15 protein-coding genes are annotated in these 14,054 nt (G+C 37.6%); 3 read left to right on the forward strand and 12 right to left on the reverse strand.

The features are described from left to right. Positions 1-70: 70 nt before the first annotated feature. The 6 genes from AC4IF5_RS18580 to queG all read right to left on the reverse strand — a co-directional run bounded on the left by AC4IF5_RS18580 (position 71) and on the right by queG (position 6,303). Positions 71-835 (reverse strand): hypothetical protein, encoded by a 765-nt coding sequence (locus AC4IF5_RS18580; RefSeq protein ID WP_490737162.1) that lies wholly within the window; start codon positions 833-835, stop codon positions 71-73. A gap of 12 nt (positions 836-847) precedes the next feature. Further along, entirely contained in the window at positions 848-2,515 is a 1,668-nt protein-coding gene (locus AC4IF5_RS18585) for a T9SS type A sorting domain-containing protein (protein ID WP_490737164.1), read from the reverse strand. Between the two features lie 682 nt (positions 2,516-3,197). Beyond that, positions 3,198-3,650, reverse strand: a complete 453-nt coding sequence (locus tag AC4IF5_RS18590) for an SRPBCC family protein (protein ID WP_490737166.1) — start codon at positions 3,648-3,650, stop codon at positions 3,198-3,200. Between the two features lie 11 nt (positions 3,651-3,661). After that, positions 3,662-4,312, reverse strand: a complete 651-nt coding sequence (locus tag AC4IF5_RS18595; protein ID WP_490737168.1) for a murein L,D-transpeptidase catalytic domain-containing protein — start codon at positions 4,310-4,312, stop codon at positions 3,662-3,664. A 2-nt stretch (positions 4,313-4,314) separates the two neighbouring features. Next, positions 4,315-5,004 (reverse strand): TIGR02117 family protein, encoded by a 690-nt coding sequence (locus AC4IF5_RS18600; RefSeq protein WP_490737170.1) that lies wholly within the window; start codon positions 5,002-5,004, stop codon positions 4,315-4,317. Positions 5,005-5,358: 354 nt separating this feature from the next. After that, positions 5,359-6,303, reverse strand: a complete 945-nt coding sequence (gene queG, locus AC4IF5_RS18605) for a tRNA epoxyqueuosine(34) reductase QueG (RefSeq protein ID WP_490737172.1) — start codon at positions 6,301-6,303, stop codon at positions 5,359-5,361. Between the two features lie 159 nt (positions 6,304-6,462). Between queG and AC4IF5_RS18610 the strand changes: the two genes are divergently transcribed. Together AC4IF5_RS18610 and AC4IF5_RS18615 are read left to right on the forward strand one after the other, a co-directional pair. After that, positions 6,463-6,762, forward strand: a complete 300-nt coding sequence (locus AC4IF5_RS18610; RefSeq protein WP_490737174.1) for a rhodanese-like domain-containing protein — start codon at positions 6,463-6,465, stop codon at positions 6,760-6,762. Between the two features lie 27 nt (positions 6,763-6,789). Next, a complete protein-coding gene (locus AC4IF5_RS18615) occupies positions 6,790-7,407 on the forward strand; it encodes an HD domain-containing protein (protein WP_490737176.1) in 618 nt (205 codons plus the stop codon). Between the two features lie 37 nt (positions 7,408-7,444). Here the strand turns inward: AC4IF5_RS18615 and AC4IF5_RS18620 are convergent, their stop codons facing one another. After that, entirely contained in the window at positions 7,445-8,275 is an 831-nt protein-coding gene (locus AC4IF5_RS18620) for a GLPGLI family protein (protein ID WP_490737177.1), read from the reverse strand. A 67-nt stretch (positions 8,276-8,342) separates the two neighbouring features. Beyond that, positions 8,343-8,546 carry a bacteriocin-like protein gene (locus AC4IF5_RS18625; RefSeq protein ID WP_490737178.1) on the reverse strand — a complete coding sequence of 68 codons (204 nt, stop codon included), beginning with the start codon at positions 8,544-8,546 and terminating at the stop codon, positions 8,343-8,345. 450 nt (positions 8,547-8,996) lie between these two features. On the opposite strand from AC4IF5_RS18625, the gene AC4IF5_RS18630 reads away from it, so the two are divergent. Further along, positions 8,997-9,482 (forward strand): hypothetical protein, encoded by a 486-nt coding sequence (locus AC4IF5_RS18630; RefSeq protein WP_490737179.1) that lies wholly within the window; start codon positions 8,997-8,999, stop codon positions 9,480-9,482. A gap of 128 nt (positions 9,483-9,610) precedes the next feature. Here the strand turns inward: AC4IF5_RS18630 and AC4IF5_RS18635 are convergent, their stop codons facing one another. The 4 genes from AC4IF5_RS18635 to AC4IF5_RS18650 form a co-directional block, all read right to left on the reverse strand. Then, positions 9,611-10,381, reverse strand: coding sequence for an alpha/beta fold hydrolase (locus AC4IF5_RS18635; protein WP_490737181.1), 771 nt, complete (start codon positions 10,379-10,381; stop codon positions 9,611-9,613). Positions 10,382-10,395: 14 nt separating this feature from the next. Further along, positions 10,396-11,385: an NAD(P)H-dependent flavin oxidoreductase gene (locus AC4IF5_RS18640; RefSeq protein WP_490737182.1), complete on the reverse strand. Its 990-nt coding sequence runs from the start codon at positions 11,383-11,385 to the stop codon at positions 10,396-10,398. A 280-nt stretch (positions 11,386-11,665) separates the two neighbouring features. Further along, entirely contained in the window at positions 11,666-13,033 is a 1,368-nt protein-coding gene (locus AC4IF5_RS18645; protein WP_490737184.1) for a peptidylprolyl isomerase, read from the reverse strand. 86 nt (positions 13,034-13,119) lie between these two features. After that, entirely contained in the window at positions 13,120-14,043 is a 924-nt protein-coding gene (locus tag AC4IF5_RS18650; RefSeq protein WP_490737186.1) for a PfkB family carbohydrate kinase, read from the reverse strand. Between the last annotated feature and the right edge of the window lie 11 nt (positions 14,044-14,054).

The raw sequence follows: 14,054 nt of genomic DNA on the forward strand, positions 1-14,054 counted from the left end.
TTGTCTAATTTAATACTAAATCCTTTTGCAAATCTAAAGGTCTAATTTAATACTAAATCCTTTTGCAAATCTAAAGGTATTCTATGCTCCCGACTCCATGAACCGTAATTTTTTTTATCTTTTGCCGTTGCAAAACGCCTAATCCGGTACTGGAATCAGTGGTTGTTTCGTATTCGACAGCAGCCACTTCCTCATTCTTTACATTAAAAATTTTGGAAAGGAAAAAACCGCTATTTACCAGTTTTGTAACGGTATTTAGATCACTTATAGTTATTTTATTGATATTCAGTTTGTCAAAAAGATAAGTATTTCCTTTTGTATCGGTAATGGTGAAAGACTTTATTTTCCCTTCTGATGTATCTTTGGTAATGGTTATTTTATCATTTGACGGAGACACATGTACTGCTGTCAGCACTTGGGAAACATTATCATTGGTTATAAAAAATTTTCCGCCTCCACCGGGATAGCTATAATTAAAAACATCAGATTCTACCCTGCCGTTACTCCGTTTAAGGTAATCCTCTGCCTTGCGGGTTTTGTTTCTTACAATACTGCCTACACCAGACAGATTCCATCCCTGTCCTACATCACTGATAAGACTAAATGCTGCTAAGCTTTCTGTAGTATAGCTTATCGATAAATTGATGTCTACTCCTGTTGTAGGAATATCAAGACCGAACAATGGAAGGGATATATTAGGGATTCCCTGGTATATATTGGCATCTCCGTTGGTTACATAATCATATTTCTGAAGTCCTATTCTCTCCTGCCCGGAAATACTAATGTTTCCTGATAAAGCAGTCAGTAAAAAAGAACCCAATAGTATTTTTTTCATGATTGTCAGTTTTTATTTTTTTATCAGTTTGGCGTTCGCTGTTTTATTGGTATCAGTCTTTATCGTAACCAGATAAGCTCCCTGTACCAGAGACTGGGTATTAATCTTAGTCACTTTATTCTTCGTCTTCAGATTCTGAAGCTGTCTTCCACTCATATCATACAGCATAATATCTGCTTCCTTGAAATCATAGCCGATTTCTACATAAGCATAATCAGACACCGGATTCGGATAGATCTTGATATCATATTTCTCGATCAGCTGGTCCACCTGCTTATCTCCCAGTTTTACGATCTTCCAGTTCTCCTTTCCTAATTCCGTTGCACTGGTACCAGCCAGAACAATAGATCCATCCCTGTTTAGCTTTAAATCTGAAAGCCTTTCTTCTCTTTGTCTTGATTCTCCTGTTACATGCTTCCTCCACTGCTCATTTCCCTTTCCATCCAGATATAGCATCCAAAATGTCTCATCTTCCTTCTCGATTCTTCCCTCAGCATGGGTATAACCCCCTAAAAGAATTCCTTTTGTTAGGTCTTGACTCTTAGCTCTGGTATCTTGACTCTGAATGGTACTCATACTCATCAGAATATCACGGTTGCCAAAGTTGTAGGATTTCTGCCACTGCTCTTCTCCTTTTTCATTCAAAGCGATCACCCAAAGATCTGTACCTTCTTCTATGCTTACAGTTTTATTGCCGGATCTTTCGGATCTGGATTCTCCGCCTATAACATATCCGTTTGAAGTTAAAGCCAAAGTTCTGATATGATCATCTCCTTTCCCTCCATAGTTCTTTTCCCATTCTACTTTTCCGTTCTTATCCAGCTTTACGATCCAGTAGTCGCCTTCACCGAAATTGCTGCTGGCTTTTGGCAACTGGCTAATAGCTGTAGAGGTTGCAGATGATAAGTTTCGGTTGGCAGATTGACCGGTCGGAAGTTTGGTCTCTGGATTTCTTACTCCTGAACCCGAATCACGAACCTCGGAACTCCTGGAATAAATACCAAGGAGCGCTCCGCCGTCTTTCGTTGGTATCATTTTTTCGACTTCATCCAGTCCTTTTCCTCCTAAGATAAGTTGGGATAATTCCTTTCCGTCTTTATCCAGCCTGATGATCCAGGCATCTTTGGAACCATAGCCTTTGGATGAATTTTGTACATTGCCGGCTACAAAGAATCCCAGATCTGTGGTTTGGATCACTGCTCTGGCCTCTTCATCAGAAGATGTTCCCAAGGTTTTCTGCCATAATTCATCTCCGAATTCATTAAGACGGATCAGCCAAATGTCAGAACCTCCTTTGGAATCATCTTTTTTATCCAGACCCTTATTAGAATATGAGGTACCCGAAACTAAAAATCCACCGTCCTGTGTGGTAACTGTTGCAGACAGATAATCATGATTCTGGCCGGAGAAATACTTTTCCCAGACTTCTTCGCCCTGTTGATTCAGTTTTACCAGATGAAAATCATAACCGTTGTTCTGCTGCTGGCTGTTAGCAGCTGGCGACTGGCCTTTGGTCTGAATAGAACTTCCCGTAATAAGGTATTGCTGATCGATCGTTGTAGTAACCTGACTTAGAAAATCCTGAGTAGAGGATTTGATGTCTTTCTGCCAGACAACTTCCTGGGCGTATAAGCCCAAAGTAGTGCATAAGAATAGTGCGCTTAAGTAATTTTTCTTCATTAATTGTAATTTTTGCGTGAATATAAAAAATTTCAAAAATTCCCACAACAGGGAAAATCCCATTTTTAACATGGGGGATTTTACGGTAAATGAATCTACCCTGATAAATACAATGTTTTCATAAAAATAGGGTTTTAAAGTTTGTACTTAGGTTAACTAATACAAAGCTATCAAGCCGTGGCGACAGAACCTGTCGCATTTTATGATAACTTTTATAAAATCAATAAAAAACAGGATAAAATAATAGAAGCAGGGAACTTTATTATAATAGAAATAGGCGTGAAGCCATGTCTACTGTCTTGGAGGTACTGGTATACCCGAGAAACAAATAAACAAACCCACGCCAAACGTGAGCACTGCATATTCTTGTTTCTCTTAAAATTACCAGTTTTACCAAGACAAGAAAGCTAATGCTTTATATTTTTTCCGTTAAAATCTTACTGCGAAGATATAAATATTTTTTAAATCGTTTTAGAGCCTTTTTAAATTTGCATTAAAATATTATTTCTCGCTGATTTTGCAAATCCCGCTGATTTGATTTACGAATAATGATCTGCTGAATCGGCAAAATCAGTAGGAAAATAAAAAAATAAAGCGTTAAATTAATTAGACAGAATTACTGGCAATTAAATTTAAAGACCATGTAGAAAGAAATTAAAAAATCAGTAAATACCGGGTATTTTTAAAATAATTCATTCAACACTTTAAAACGATAATCAAAGATATATTCCAGTTTCTTTCTGACAAAAAGAGAGTGGGCTATTTCTCCCAGAAATCCCATCGGAAGCTCATAGTCTATGGTGTCTTTCATAAGCACTCCGTTTTCATTCGGGATAAACTCATGATGATGATTCCATAGCTTGTAAGGACCTTTTTTCTGGAAGTCAATGAAGCTTTTCCGGAAATCTACATGGGTGATTTCAGTCTGCCATTTCATTTTAATTCCAAATAACGGGGATACATAATAATCGATAAGCATACCTTCATAGATTTCATCACGATCCATTTTTGTCAGCACAATAAACCCCATATCTTTGGGGGTAATCTCTGAAAGATTATTAGCGGATGAAAAGAATTTCCAGGCGGTTTCTATATCACAGCTGAGCTGTTGTTCTCTGACAAGTTTATGTTTCATCTTACTTATTTTTAATGATAGATCCACATCAGGACCGGTTGGTTTGAGCTCCGGATCATCGGATCAATTTCCCTCATGGCATTATTGGAAACGGTAGGACATCCCCAGCCTTCCGGTGAGCCTTTTGGAAATACTTCCTCATCGCTCATCTGATCCCAGGAATGAAAGACAATAAATCTTTTCAAAGCGTTGCTGTTTGTTTCTTCCAGGCCATGCATAAGATATTTTACATTGATTCCCCAATCACTGTGACCTCTTCCCTGCAGTTTATATTTCCCGAGGGAGGAGAGATGGCTTCCATCTTCATTGCTGAACCCGGGATTGTTTTTAGAGTCATCTTTACTCCATGAATTCAATCCGCAGCCGTGTCCTACCAGATATTTCCCGGATACAGACTTATTTTTAAAGTCCCAGATAAAGAAACGGTGGACACCGGAATGCAGGCTCATATCGATCAGAATACAGAAGTCAGTGTTAAAATTCTTTGAAGTACAGAATTGCAATGCTTCTTCCGCTTTAATTTTCATTTTGGAAAGATCTGCTTCAGGTTTCTCTTCAATAGGTACGGCGACAAGGATATCTTTGTCAGCTTTGTTCTCTTTTTTATCCTGAGCACAGGAAACTGCAAAGAGTAAAATACAGAAAAGGAAAATACGGATCATTCTTATTTATATTTATAATGCTGAAAGATTCCAAAATCTGAAGGGGTCCAAAGTGCGGCTCTCTGTCCTGCAGCTTTCAAAGCGTCGTTGGACCAGGTATTGCAGGTATAAAGAAAACTGTATGTTCCTTTCGCATCATAAAAAACGTCATTATCTCCATAAACAGCGTCAGTAGGAATCAATATGAAATTTCCGTTCTGATCTCTGTCGAATTTAGCTTCTACAAATTTAACAAGGTTTTCATACTGTTCCCGGCTGATCATGATCATTTTACAATCATCTCCTTCTTTCATTGTTTGATAATAGGTGCAATGCATTGCTGAATCGCTTAGCCAGAATGCGGCTTTCACAGCAGTTGAAAATTTCAGGTCGGCCCAGGTCGGTGTATCAAGGTAAAAGCCTTTATCACCCCATCCTATTCCGATATAATTATAATCTGTTCTTTTCGATCTTGTATCAGCAAAAGGAATTTTCAGGCTCCAGTCCTGAAGGTCATTTTTTACCGGCATTACAATATCCGTATGAACACCATTTGTATAAATATAAATAGGAATTTCCTTCTTTTGCCCATCTTCTTTAGCAGAAACGGGAATGTATGGGATCAGCAATCCCAGGATAACATAAATCACTACGATTCCCAGAATAATTCCTACGATTTTCAGAATATAGATCAATACAGCTTTCAGAGTCATGTTTTTTAATAAAATTTAATCTTTAATTTTTAGTAAAAGTATTTGTTTTAATCGAAAAATTGACTATATTTAGTTACGAAATATTCACAAATATGCGTAAAAATACCAAATCCCAAAAAAGATTTAAAATAAGAGTAAAAACGGCTCCAAAAAGAATACAAAAAAAACGTTGATTTTCGGTGAGATCTGATCTCCTGAAAGTCAATTTTTCTTTTTAGGAAAGGGCTTTTTAAGAAACTTATTCAATTAAATCTTAACCTCCTTAAGAATGAAAACTTAAGGAATGGTCGATTGTCAGCTTTAATTTGGAACTTCAAAAAATTCCAGACAAGGGATTGTCACCAAAAGCCTGAGCTAAAATGAATCTGAAGATTTCTGTAAAAATTCAATATTTCTCTTCAGACCGGCAAATTTGGTTCTCTTCACAGGGGATTTTCTGAAGATCTCAGAGAAGATTTCCTGGGTAATTTCCTTCCATTCCCCTTTTGTAAAGTTTTTCAAAGCTTCATTCGGTTTGAAGCGGCTTTGTTGATGGGGTGCAGAAAAACGGTTCCATGGGCATACATCCTGGCAGATATCACAACCAAACATCCAGTCTTCCATTTTACCTTTAAAATGATCCGGAATTTCATCCTTAAGTTCAATCGTAGCATAGGAAATACAGCGGCTTCCGTCAATGATCTTTTCAGAAACGATAGCGTTTGTAGGACAGGCATCGATACATTTTCTGCAGGTTCCGCAATGATCTGTTGTTTCATGATCAGGAATCAGTTCAAGATCACAGATAATTTCCGCCAGAAAATAAAAAGAGCCGTTCTGCCTGGTAATAAGGTTCGCATTCTTTCCCACCCAGCCTATGCCTGATTTTCTGGCCCAGCTTCTTTCCAGAACCGGTGCTGAATCCACAAAAACCCTGAACCCAAACTCTCCTATCTCTTCCTGAAGTTCAGCAACCATCTCACGGAGAATTTCTTTAATTACCTCATGATAGTCTTCTGCATACGCGTATTTTGAGATCTTGTAATTCTCCAGTACCGGGATTTTTTCCTCGGGAAAATAATTGTAAGAAAGTGAGATCACAGATTTGGAGCCTTCTACCAAAAGCCTGGGATCAAGCCTTTTATCGAAATGATTTTCCATGTACTTCATTTCGCCATTAAAGTTATTCTTCAGCCACTGTTCAAGACGTGGTGCATCTTCTTCCAGAAAATCAGCTTTGGAAATACCACAGTTCTGGAATCCAAAACGTTTTGCCTTGGCTTTGATCAGTTGGGAATATTTTTCAGCGGACGCATTCATAATTTCACACTGCAAAACTAAGATTATTTTATCAATCTTTCATTTTTCGCCAGTCTCTATCTCCTGCTTCTTTTCTGAAAAATTATATTTTAATTAGGATTTTTTTCAAAAAAAAATTACGTAATTTCGTTCATAATTTAATGTTTAAAACAAACAACTATGTCTTTAATAGAAGTAATACAATCCGGAAACTATGAATTAATCGACGTTCGTGAGCCAATGGAGCTTGAAATGGACGGAAATATAGAAGGTGCTAAGAATATTCCTCTTGGTGAAGTAGAAGACAGACAGGAAGAAATCCTATCTATTGAAAAGCCGGTGATCTTATTCTGCAGAAGCGGAAACAGAAGCGGAAAAGCGTTGGAATACCTTACTACCCAAGGATTGAAAGATGGCTATAACGGTGGCGGCTGGGCCGATCTGAAAGCTAATCTTGAAGCGAACAGAGGAACTTTTTAAAAGTTCCTTTTTTTATATCTTATCACCATGAATCTGAAGGATCAGTTTTTACGGCTTTGTTTACCTTTTACTGAGGATCAGCAACTCATTAACCGTCTTTGGCAGGAAATTGAAATAAAATATACTGAAAAAGGCAGGCATTATCATGATCTTCTTCATCTTGAAAATATGTTCCTGGAACTTGAAGGAGTGAAAGGTGATATTTCAAATTTTACATTGGTTTCTTTTGCTGTATTTTACCATGATATCATCTATGATGCCACCTCAAAATCCAATGAGGGAAAAAGTGCGGCAACAGCGGAAAAAAGACTTGCTGAATTAGGACTAAACAAAGAGGAAACTACGGATGTTTCCATTCAGATTCTCAGTACAAAATCTCATCAGAAATCTGAAAATAAAGATATCAATTATCTTTTGGATGCTGATCTTTCCATTCTTGGAAAAGGTTGGGAAACATACTCAGATTACACACAAAAGATACGAAAAGAGTATTCCATTTACCCGGATTTCCTTTATAAGCCCGGCCGGAAAAAGGCACTCAGACATTTCCTTGAACTTGAAAGCATCTTTAAAACCGGATATTTTAAAGAGAAATATGAAGCTCAGGCAAAAGAAAATATTGAGAAAGAGCTTCAATTACTGTAATTGAAAAAAGAAATGCTCTTCAACATCTCTTTCTTCATTACTGTACTGATTTCAGCAGATCAATTTCAATGACATTGTTGTCTTTTTTTATTCTTTCCCTGGCAAGCTGCTCAACTTCCCGGACAATTTCAGCGCCTGTCCGGAAATTGCCGGAAGTATCCCGCTGATCAGGGATTCTGCCTTCCATATATAATTGTCTTGTTTCTGCAGCAGGATTTTCTCTATATTTTTTATACAAATCAATAAATTTCTCCCGGGTTAAAACCAATTCATTTGATCTTGTTCTTAACTCAGGAAATAGGGTTTCACCAATAGTATTTCTGATACCCACTAATTCATAGCGGTGATTTTTAGCTGCATCTTCAATTTTTATAATGAGTCCCGGAAGTCCGTTGAACTTATAAGGACCATCCTGAATAGGAATATCTGCTGTAAACCAGGCGATCCATGTTCTGCCACCAAAGCTTACAGTCGCTTTTTGAGCAATGTATTCTCCTATCTTTTGTTTTTCAGGTAAAACATTCCAGTTCATTTTCCGATCATCCTCTACTTTTATTTTTCCTAAACCATAGTCATTTGTTTTAAAAAATACCTTTCCATCTTTTTTTTCTATTCTGTATAAAATATCAGCTTTTGGAATATAGAATTTCTTTTTTTCAGATTCTGCAATCGATGTAGAGTCTTCAGTAAATTTATAACGGCTGTAAAATAGAGACCTGCCATTGGAAATATCCAAAAACATAAGATCTTTAACAATATTAGCTCTGTTTGTTGAGTCAGGAATAAAACTATATTCATAGATGAATCTTTTATTTTGAGCTGAGATCATCTGATACATTAAACAAAAAAGCAAAATCATTTTTTTCATAACTAATAGATTAGGATCATAAAAAATACAGCTGATGCCAGCTGTACCCCATTAAAAGATCAATATTTCAGACCTCTACAAGATGTGAACCTGTTGAGCATCCTACAGTTCCTGACTCTTCTAAGCTAACAGTTGTTATTGTACTACACTTTGCAGGCTCTACATTAGAGCAGCACATGTAACTGCATCCTGTATCTCCGTTTGGTTTGGAAGGACCTCCACCTTTTAAGCTCTTCAGGTTTTCTCTCGAAATTTTTTTAAAATTTTTCATAACATTTAGTTTTAATGATTCTGTGTCATTATTGACATTCTAAATGTAAAACTTCATTATATCACATATTTGTGATTATTATTGCATATTTTTTGCTATTTTATTGTACGAAAACATCTGCTGAAAAGACAAAACTGAAAATTAGAGAGAAAAAGAATGATAAAATTATTTAAACATTTTGTTCAAAATGGAGAAAATAATTTCCAGGTAAAAAAGTTTCCAGAAATATTGGACTTTACATAAACAGGGCTCATTAAAAATCCGGAAACAGGCCAACAGCGCTCTAAAAAATAGCTTTAGTTTTATTGCATGCAATATGTACAAATTCCGGTCTTCAATAATAAAATTCATAGTAAAAAATACTCCGGAGAGAAAGTATGATAAACTTAGATAATGGCTTTCCTGTATGATCTTTTTTACCTACTTTTACTTCATTATATAAAATGATATATGAGAAAAATCGTATTTGCGGGAATGGCTGTTTTAGGAGGGTTTCTGACAGTAAACGCACAGTGCAAAACCGTATCCACACTTACAGAAAATTTTGATACCTGGAAAGATATTGACAAATGCTGGACTGCTCAGCCAGGAAAAGCAATGCTTTACGCCAGTGATAAAAGAATTATATTTTATTCCATGACCAGCCCTGGAGAAAATATGTATCTGGTAACTCCAAAAATTAAAGCCGGGACCTATACACTTTCCCTTGATGCTTCTGATAACGGAGGAGAAACGACGCTGGAAGTTTTCTCAATCAACAATACTTCCGATGCAAAGTCATATGTTTCAATAGCTAAACCTTCAAAGATAACGGGAGATAAAAAGGTATTCAACATTTCTTTAAAAAAAGATTCAAATTTAGGCTTGAAAGTGCTGCTGAATGGAGTACATCAGGCAGTTTATCTGGATAACTTTTCTCTAAAGCCAAAAAAATAAGGAGCAAGACTGACTTATTAAGCATATACTAATGCATGAATATGAAGGATTCGTGCATTATTGACTAAAAAAGCTATCTCACTTTCGAGATAGCTTTTTGTTTATTTTTTGTCTGACCTATTTCCGTGTTAAGAATTTTCACTGATAAAACCTGCTGCTTTTTCTAACACCAGCTCAGGAACCTCTTTGTGTGGAGTATGCCCAATCCCCGGAATGATATATTTTTCAGCGCTTCCGCTAACCTGGCTAACCGTTTTTTCAACCTGATCCAGTGTTCCATACTCATCCGCTTCTCCCTGGATAAACAACAATGAGCAGGTAATGTCTTTCAAAAGATATTCAATATTCCAGTTTCTGTAGTCATCACGGGTCCAGGTTTCCGTCCAGGCTTTGAAGAGGGTCTCCACTTTATCACCATGGTATTTCTGCAGCCGTTCGGCAAGATTGGTAGTCCTGTAAGCTTCCCAGGCATCATAAACACCTTTTAACGTTACTTCTTCTACAAAAATATGTCCGGCTTCACAGATCACAGCTTTTACTCTTTCCGGGTATTTTGCCGCGGTGATCAATGCAATAGTTCCTCCGTCACTGTGTCCGAACAGAATGGCATTATCTATATTAAGTTCTGTCAGCAGATCATTCAATATATCAGCCTCAAGTTCCATATAGTTGACCGGTCTTTCATGAGCAGGCATCGGATATGATCTTCCATATCCCAAACGGTCGTAAGCAAGAACATTGCATTGTACAGCATCAGACAGTTGAACAGGAAGATCCCTCCAAAGCTGTACTGAACCCAGTGAATCATGCAGAAAAACAATAGTGGGCCTGTTTTCGAATGAATTATTATATTCTATGTATAATTTTTTATCCTTTACCTCAATTATTCGTCCTTCCATCAAGTAAAATTATATTAAAAACCGGGCATTTTCGTATCTTCAAATTCCTGTAACAGGTGACTGAAAACCGTTTCCACCGGAAGAACTTCATCGATCAGGGCAGAAACCTGCCCTATTTCCAGCTCACCGTCTTCCATATCTCCTTCAAACATTCCTTTCTTGGCTCTGGCTCTTCCCAATGATGCGGTCAAAGCTTCTTTATTTCTTCCGCTCTGGTAAATATCTTCCAGCTCGTTGAAGAAATTATTTTTAACCATCCTTACAGGAGCTAATTCTTTTAAGGTAAGATGAGTATCTCCCTCCTGCAGCTCGGTAATTTTCTTTTTCCAGTTCTCATGAGCGCTGGCCTCTGTAGTAGCAGCAAAACGGGAACCTATCTGTACACCGTCTGCCCCCAAGATCATAGCAGCTTTCATCTGCGAACCTAAAGCAATTCCTCCTGCTGCAATTAACGGCCTGGAAATATGCTTTCTCACATTAGGAATAAGGCAAAACGTTGTCGTTTCATCTCTTCCGTTGTGGCCTCCGGCTTCAAAGCCTTCAGCTACGATTGCATCTACCCCCGCATCTTCACATTTTACTGCAAATTTGGTAGAAGAAACTACATGAGCAACCTTTATACCTTCTTTCTGAAGGGTCTCTGTATATGTTTTAGGGTTACCTGCTGACGTAAACACAATCTTCACTTCTTCTTCCAGGATGATATTGATAATTTCCTCAAGATTCGGGTATAGCATCGGAACATTCACTCCAAAAGGCTTATCGGTTGCCTGCTTACATTTTTGAATATTTTCCCTTAAAATATCGGGGTACATACTTCCCGCACCAATCAGCCCCAATCCGCCACAGTTGGAAACGGCTGAAGCAAGCCTCCATCCTGAATGCCAGATCATTCCTGCCTGAATAATGGGATATTTGATATTAAAAAGCTGTGAAATTCTGTTTTGGTTAGCCTGCATATGATGAAGTTTTTTTGCCGAGTTGAAATCTATAAAATTGCTCATGCGTAAAAATACTAAAAACAACGGTTTCCGGGAATATATACTCAATTTTTCAATACAAAAATCTCTGATTTTTTCAAAAAACAGAAACTCAGGAAATTACTTCCGGAGAATCAACAGCCTATCCGGAAAAAGCAGAATATTGAAAAATTACCCTTTCCGCTGAATATTACAATTGAAAGACTGACAATTCTCCCTTTCCGGAGGGAATCAGATCTTCGATGTGACGGGGATGGTTAATTTTAAAACAAAAAAACCTTCAGAAATTCTGAAGGTTTTACTATTATTTTTTGATGGATTCTTTCTTCCAGTTGGATTTGAAGCTACAGCTATCGTAACGTCCGTCTATGGAAATGAAAGTGGTTGGTAACTTAGAGTTGACAAACTTTTCAACCATCTCGTTCTTCTTTTTATTGAGCGCCATCTGCTTGATCCGGCTAAAGTCTGTTTCCAGCGTGATCTGATGGGCAGGAATTACATCTTCCACTTTAATGATCTTAACCGCCTGCCTTCTGTTTTCCTCATCTTCAAAAGCGGTAGTAATATCTCCTTTATTCAATCCGGCCAACTCATAACTGATCGTTCCGGGAATACTTTCTCTTTCGATCTTGTCAGAACCATCCGCTCCGGGAATGATCCCCGCGTTGAATTTTGTTCTTTTATCATCTGAGAATTTGAAAGCTGCATCTTTAAACGTTATTTTTCCGTCCAAGATAAGACCTCTGATACTGTCTAATTTTGCTTTTGCCGTTTTAAGCTCATCCTCCGTAGGGGTTCCCTTTAGCAGGATGTGTCTTGCATCATATACTTTACCGGATCTCTTCAATAGCTGGATGATATGAAATCCGAATTCAGATTCGATAGGGTCTGAAATCTCATTCTCCTGCAGGTTTAAGGCAGCCGCTTCAAACGGCTTCACCATCTGTCCTTTATTGATGTTCTTGTATAAACCTCCATTGGCTGCAGATCCTTCATCTTCTGAATAGATCCTTGCCTGGCTTTCAAAGCTTTCCCCTCCAAGAATATCCTGCTTGATCTTTTTCAGCCTGTTGATCAGGTCCTGCTTATGAGCATCCGTCAATGAAGGATAGATCATGATCTGAGCTAAAGTAACCTCATCTTTTACCTGTGGCAGCTGCATTTTATACATATTATAGAAGTCAGTCACCTCATTAGGGGTTACGTCAGCTTTATCGGTAACTCTCTGGTATTTTGCCTGTCCATAGTATTGGTCCGTATCGATCTTTTCGATAGCGTTCTTCATTTCATAAGCGTTTCTGAACTTATAAGCGGCAAGCAATGTTTTTTCATCCGGAAATTGAGAAAGCAACTGACGGTATTTTGCATTAGCCTGCTCTTTGATCGCTGCAGAACGGTTTTCAATCAATGTATCTTTTTTAGCTTCATATACAAGAAGCTTATTGCTGATAAGGTTTTCAAGGAACTCACATTTGTCTGTATCACCAGCTCCCTGCTGTTTCCCATAATTCATCTGCTCGATTACATCTGACTCCAACACGATCTCATTTCCGATAACAGCAGCAATACCATCCACCAAATCTCCTTGTTTTAGCTGGGCATTCATCATATCCGAAGAAAATATCATCATGAAAATCCCAAGAAGAAAAGTGATTTTTAGTTTATTTGTCATTTTACTATTTTAACAAGTTGCAAATTTAGAATTCTTAACGAATTTCACTCAATTTTTTATTATAAATATTTCTTAAAAAGACTTATTTACTGCAGTTCAACATCAAATGTCGTCAATTCTTTAAATTGTCTCAATCTGCTGAACATATCAGACTCATTCACTTCCTGAATTCTTTCTGTACCAAATTTTTCCACGGTAAATGAAGCCATTGCGGATCCTACAATAAGAGCGGATTTCATCGTATCAAAATCAAACTTTCCTTTTTTGGCAAGATAAGCCGCAAAACCTCCTGCAAAAGTGTCTCCGGCTCCTGTAGGATCGAAAACATCTTCCAGCGGAAGTGCCGGGATAGCAAATACTTTATTGTCGTGGAAAAGAAGCGCTCCGTGCTCTCCTTTTTTGATGATTACATATTCAGGACCCATAGTGTGGATCTTTTTAGCTGCTTTCACTAAAGAATATTCTCCCGAAAGCTGTCTTGCTTCTTCATCATTGATGGTAATCACATCTGTTTTGGCGATCATATCCATCAGAATATCCAATGCGCTGTCCATCCAGAAATTCATGGTATCAAGGATAACAAGCTTAGGGCGGCTGTTCATTTTTTCCAATACGGATAGCTGAACTCCAGGGTGTAGGTTTCCAAGCAATAAAATTTCAGCATCCTGCATTGAATCCGGGATTTTCGGATCAAAATTCTCCAGTACGTTTACTTCTGTAGCTAAGGTATCTCTTGTATTCAGATCGTTATGGTATCTACCCGCCCAGAAGAAAGTCTTTCCTTCTTTTACGATCTCAATTCCTTCGATATTTATCTCCCTGTTTGTAAACATATCAAGGTGTTCCTGTGGAAAGTCTCCTCCTACTACAGAAACAATACCGGATTGAACGCCTAAAATAGATGAAGTAATCCCAATATAAGTGGCAGCACCTCCTAAAATTTTGTCCGTTTTACCAAATGGTGTTTCAATTGCATCAAATGCAACACTTCCTACAACTAAAAGTTTCATATATTTTTCAA

This window comes from Chryseobacterium sp. UF-290 (assembly GCF_058245615.1).

Bases quoted from the DNA above. Each gene is read 5' to 3' on its own strand.
- AC4IF5_RS18600 (WP_490737170.1), bottom strand. From the start codon at position 5,004: ATGACTCTGAAAGCTGTATTGATCTATATTCTGAAAATCGTAGGAATT.
- AC4IF5_RS18590 (WP_490737166.1), bottom strand. From the start codon at position 3,650: ATGAAACATAAACTTGTCAGAGAACAACAGCTCAGCTGTGATATAGAA.
- AC4IF5_RS18630 (WP_490737179.1), top strand. From the start codon at position 8,997: ATGAGAAAAATCGTATTTGCGGGAATGGCTGTTTTAGGAGGGTTTCTG.
- AC4IF5_RS18595 (WP_490737168.1), bottom strand. From the start codon at position 4,312: ATGATCCGTATTTTCCTTTTCTGTATTTTACTCTTTGCAGTTTCCTGT.
- AC4IF5_RS18620 (WP_490737177.1), bottom strand. From the start codon at position 8,275: ATGAAAAAAATGATTTTGCTTTTTTGTTTAATGTATCAGATGATCTCA.
- AC4IF5_RS18640 (WP_490737182.1), bottom strand. From the start codon at position 11,385: ATGAGCAATTTTATAGATTTCAACTCGGCAAAAAAACTTCATCATATG.
- AC4IF5_RS18585 (WP_490737164.1), bottom strand. From the start codon at position 2,515: ATGAAGAAAAATTACTTAAGCGCACTATTCTTATGCACTACTTTGGGC.
- AC4IF5_RS18635 (WP_490737181.1), bottom strand. From the start codon at position 10,381: ATGGAAGGACGAATAATTGAGGTAAAGGATAAAAAATTATACATAGAA.
- AC4IF5_RS18610 (WP_490737174.1), top strand. From the start codon at position 6,463: ATGTCTTTAATAGAAGTAATACAATCCGGAAACTATGAATTAATCGAC.
- AC4IF5_RS18615 (WP_490737176.1), top strand. From the start codon at position 6,790: ATGAATCTGAAGGATCAGTTTTTACGGCTTTGTTTACCTTTTACTGAG.
- AC4IF5_RS18650 (WP_490737186.1), bottom strand. From the start codon at position 14,043: ATGAAACTTTTAGTTGTAGGAAGTGTTGCATTTGATGCAATTGAAACA.
- AC4IF5_RS18580 (WP_490737162.1), bottom strand. From the start codon at position 835: ATGAAAAAAATACTATTGGGTTCTTTTTTACTGACTGCTTTATCAGGA.
- AC4IF5_RS18625 (WP_490737178.1), bottom strand. From the start codon at position 8,546: ATGAAAAATTTTAAAAAAATTTCGAGAGAAAACCTGAAGAGCTTAAAA.
- queG (WP_490737172.1), bottom strand. From the start codon at position 6,303: ATGAATGCGTCCGCTGAAAAATATTCCCAACTGATCAAAGCCAAGGCA.
- AC4IF5_RS18645 (WP_490737184.1), bottom strand. From the start codon at position 13,033: ATGACAAATAAACTAAAAATCACTTTTCTTCTTGGGATTTTCATGATG.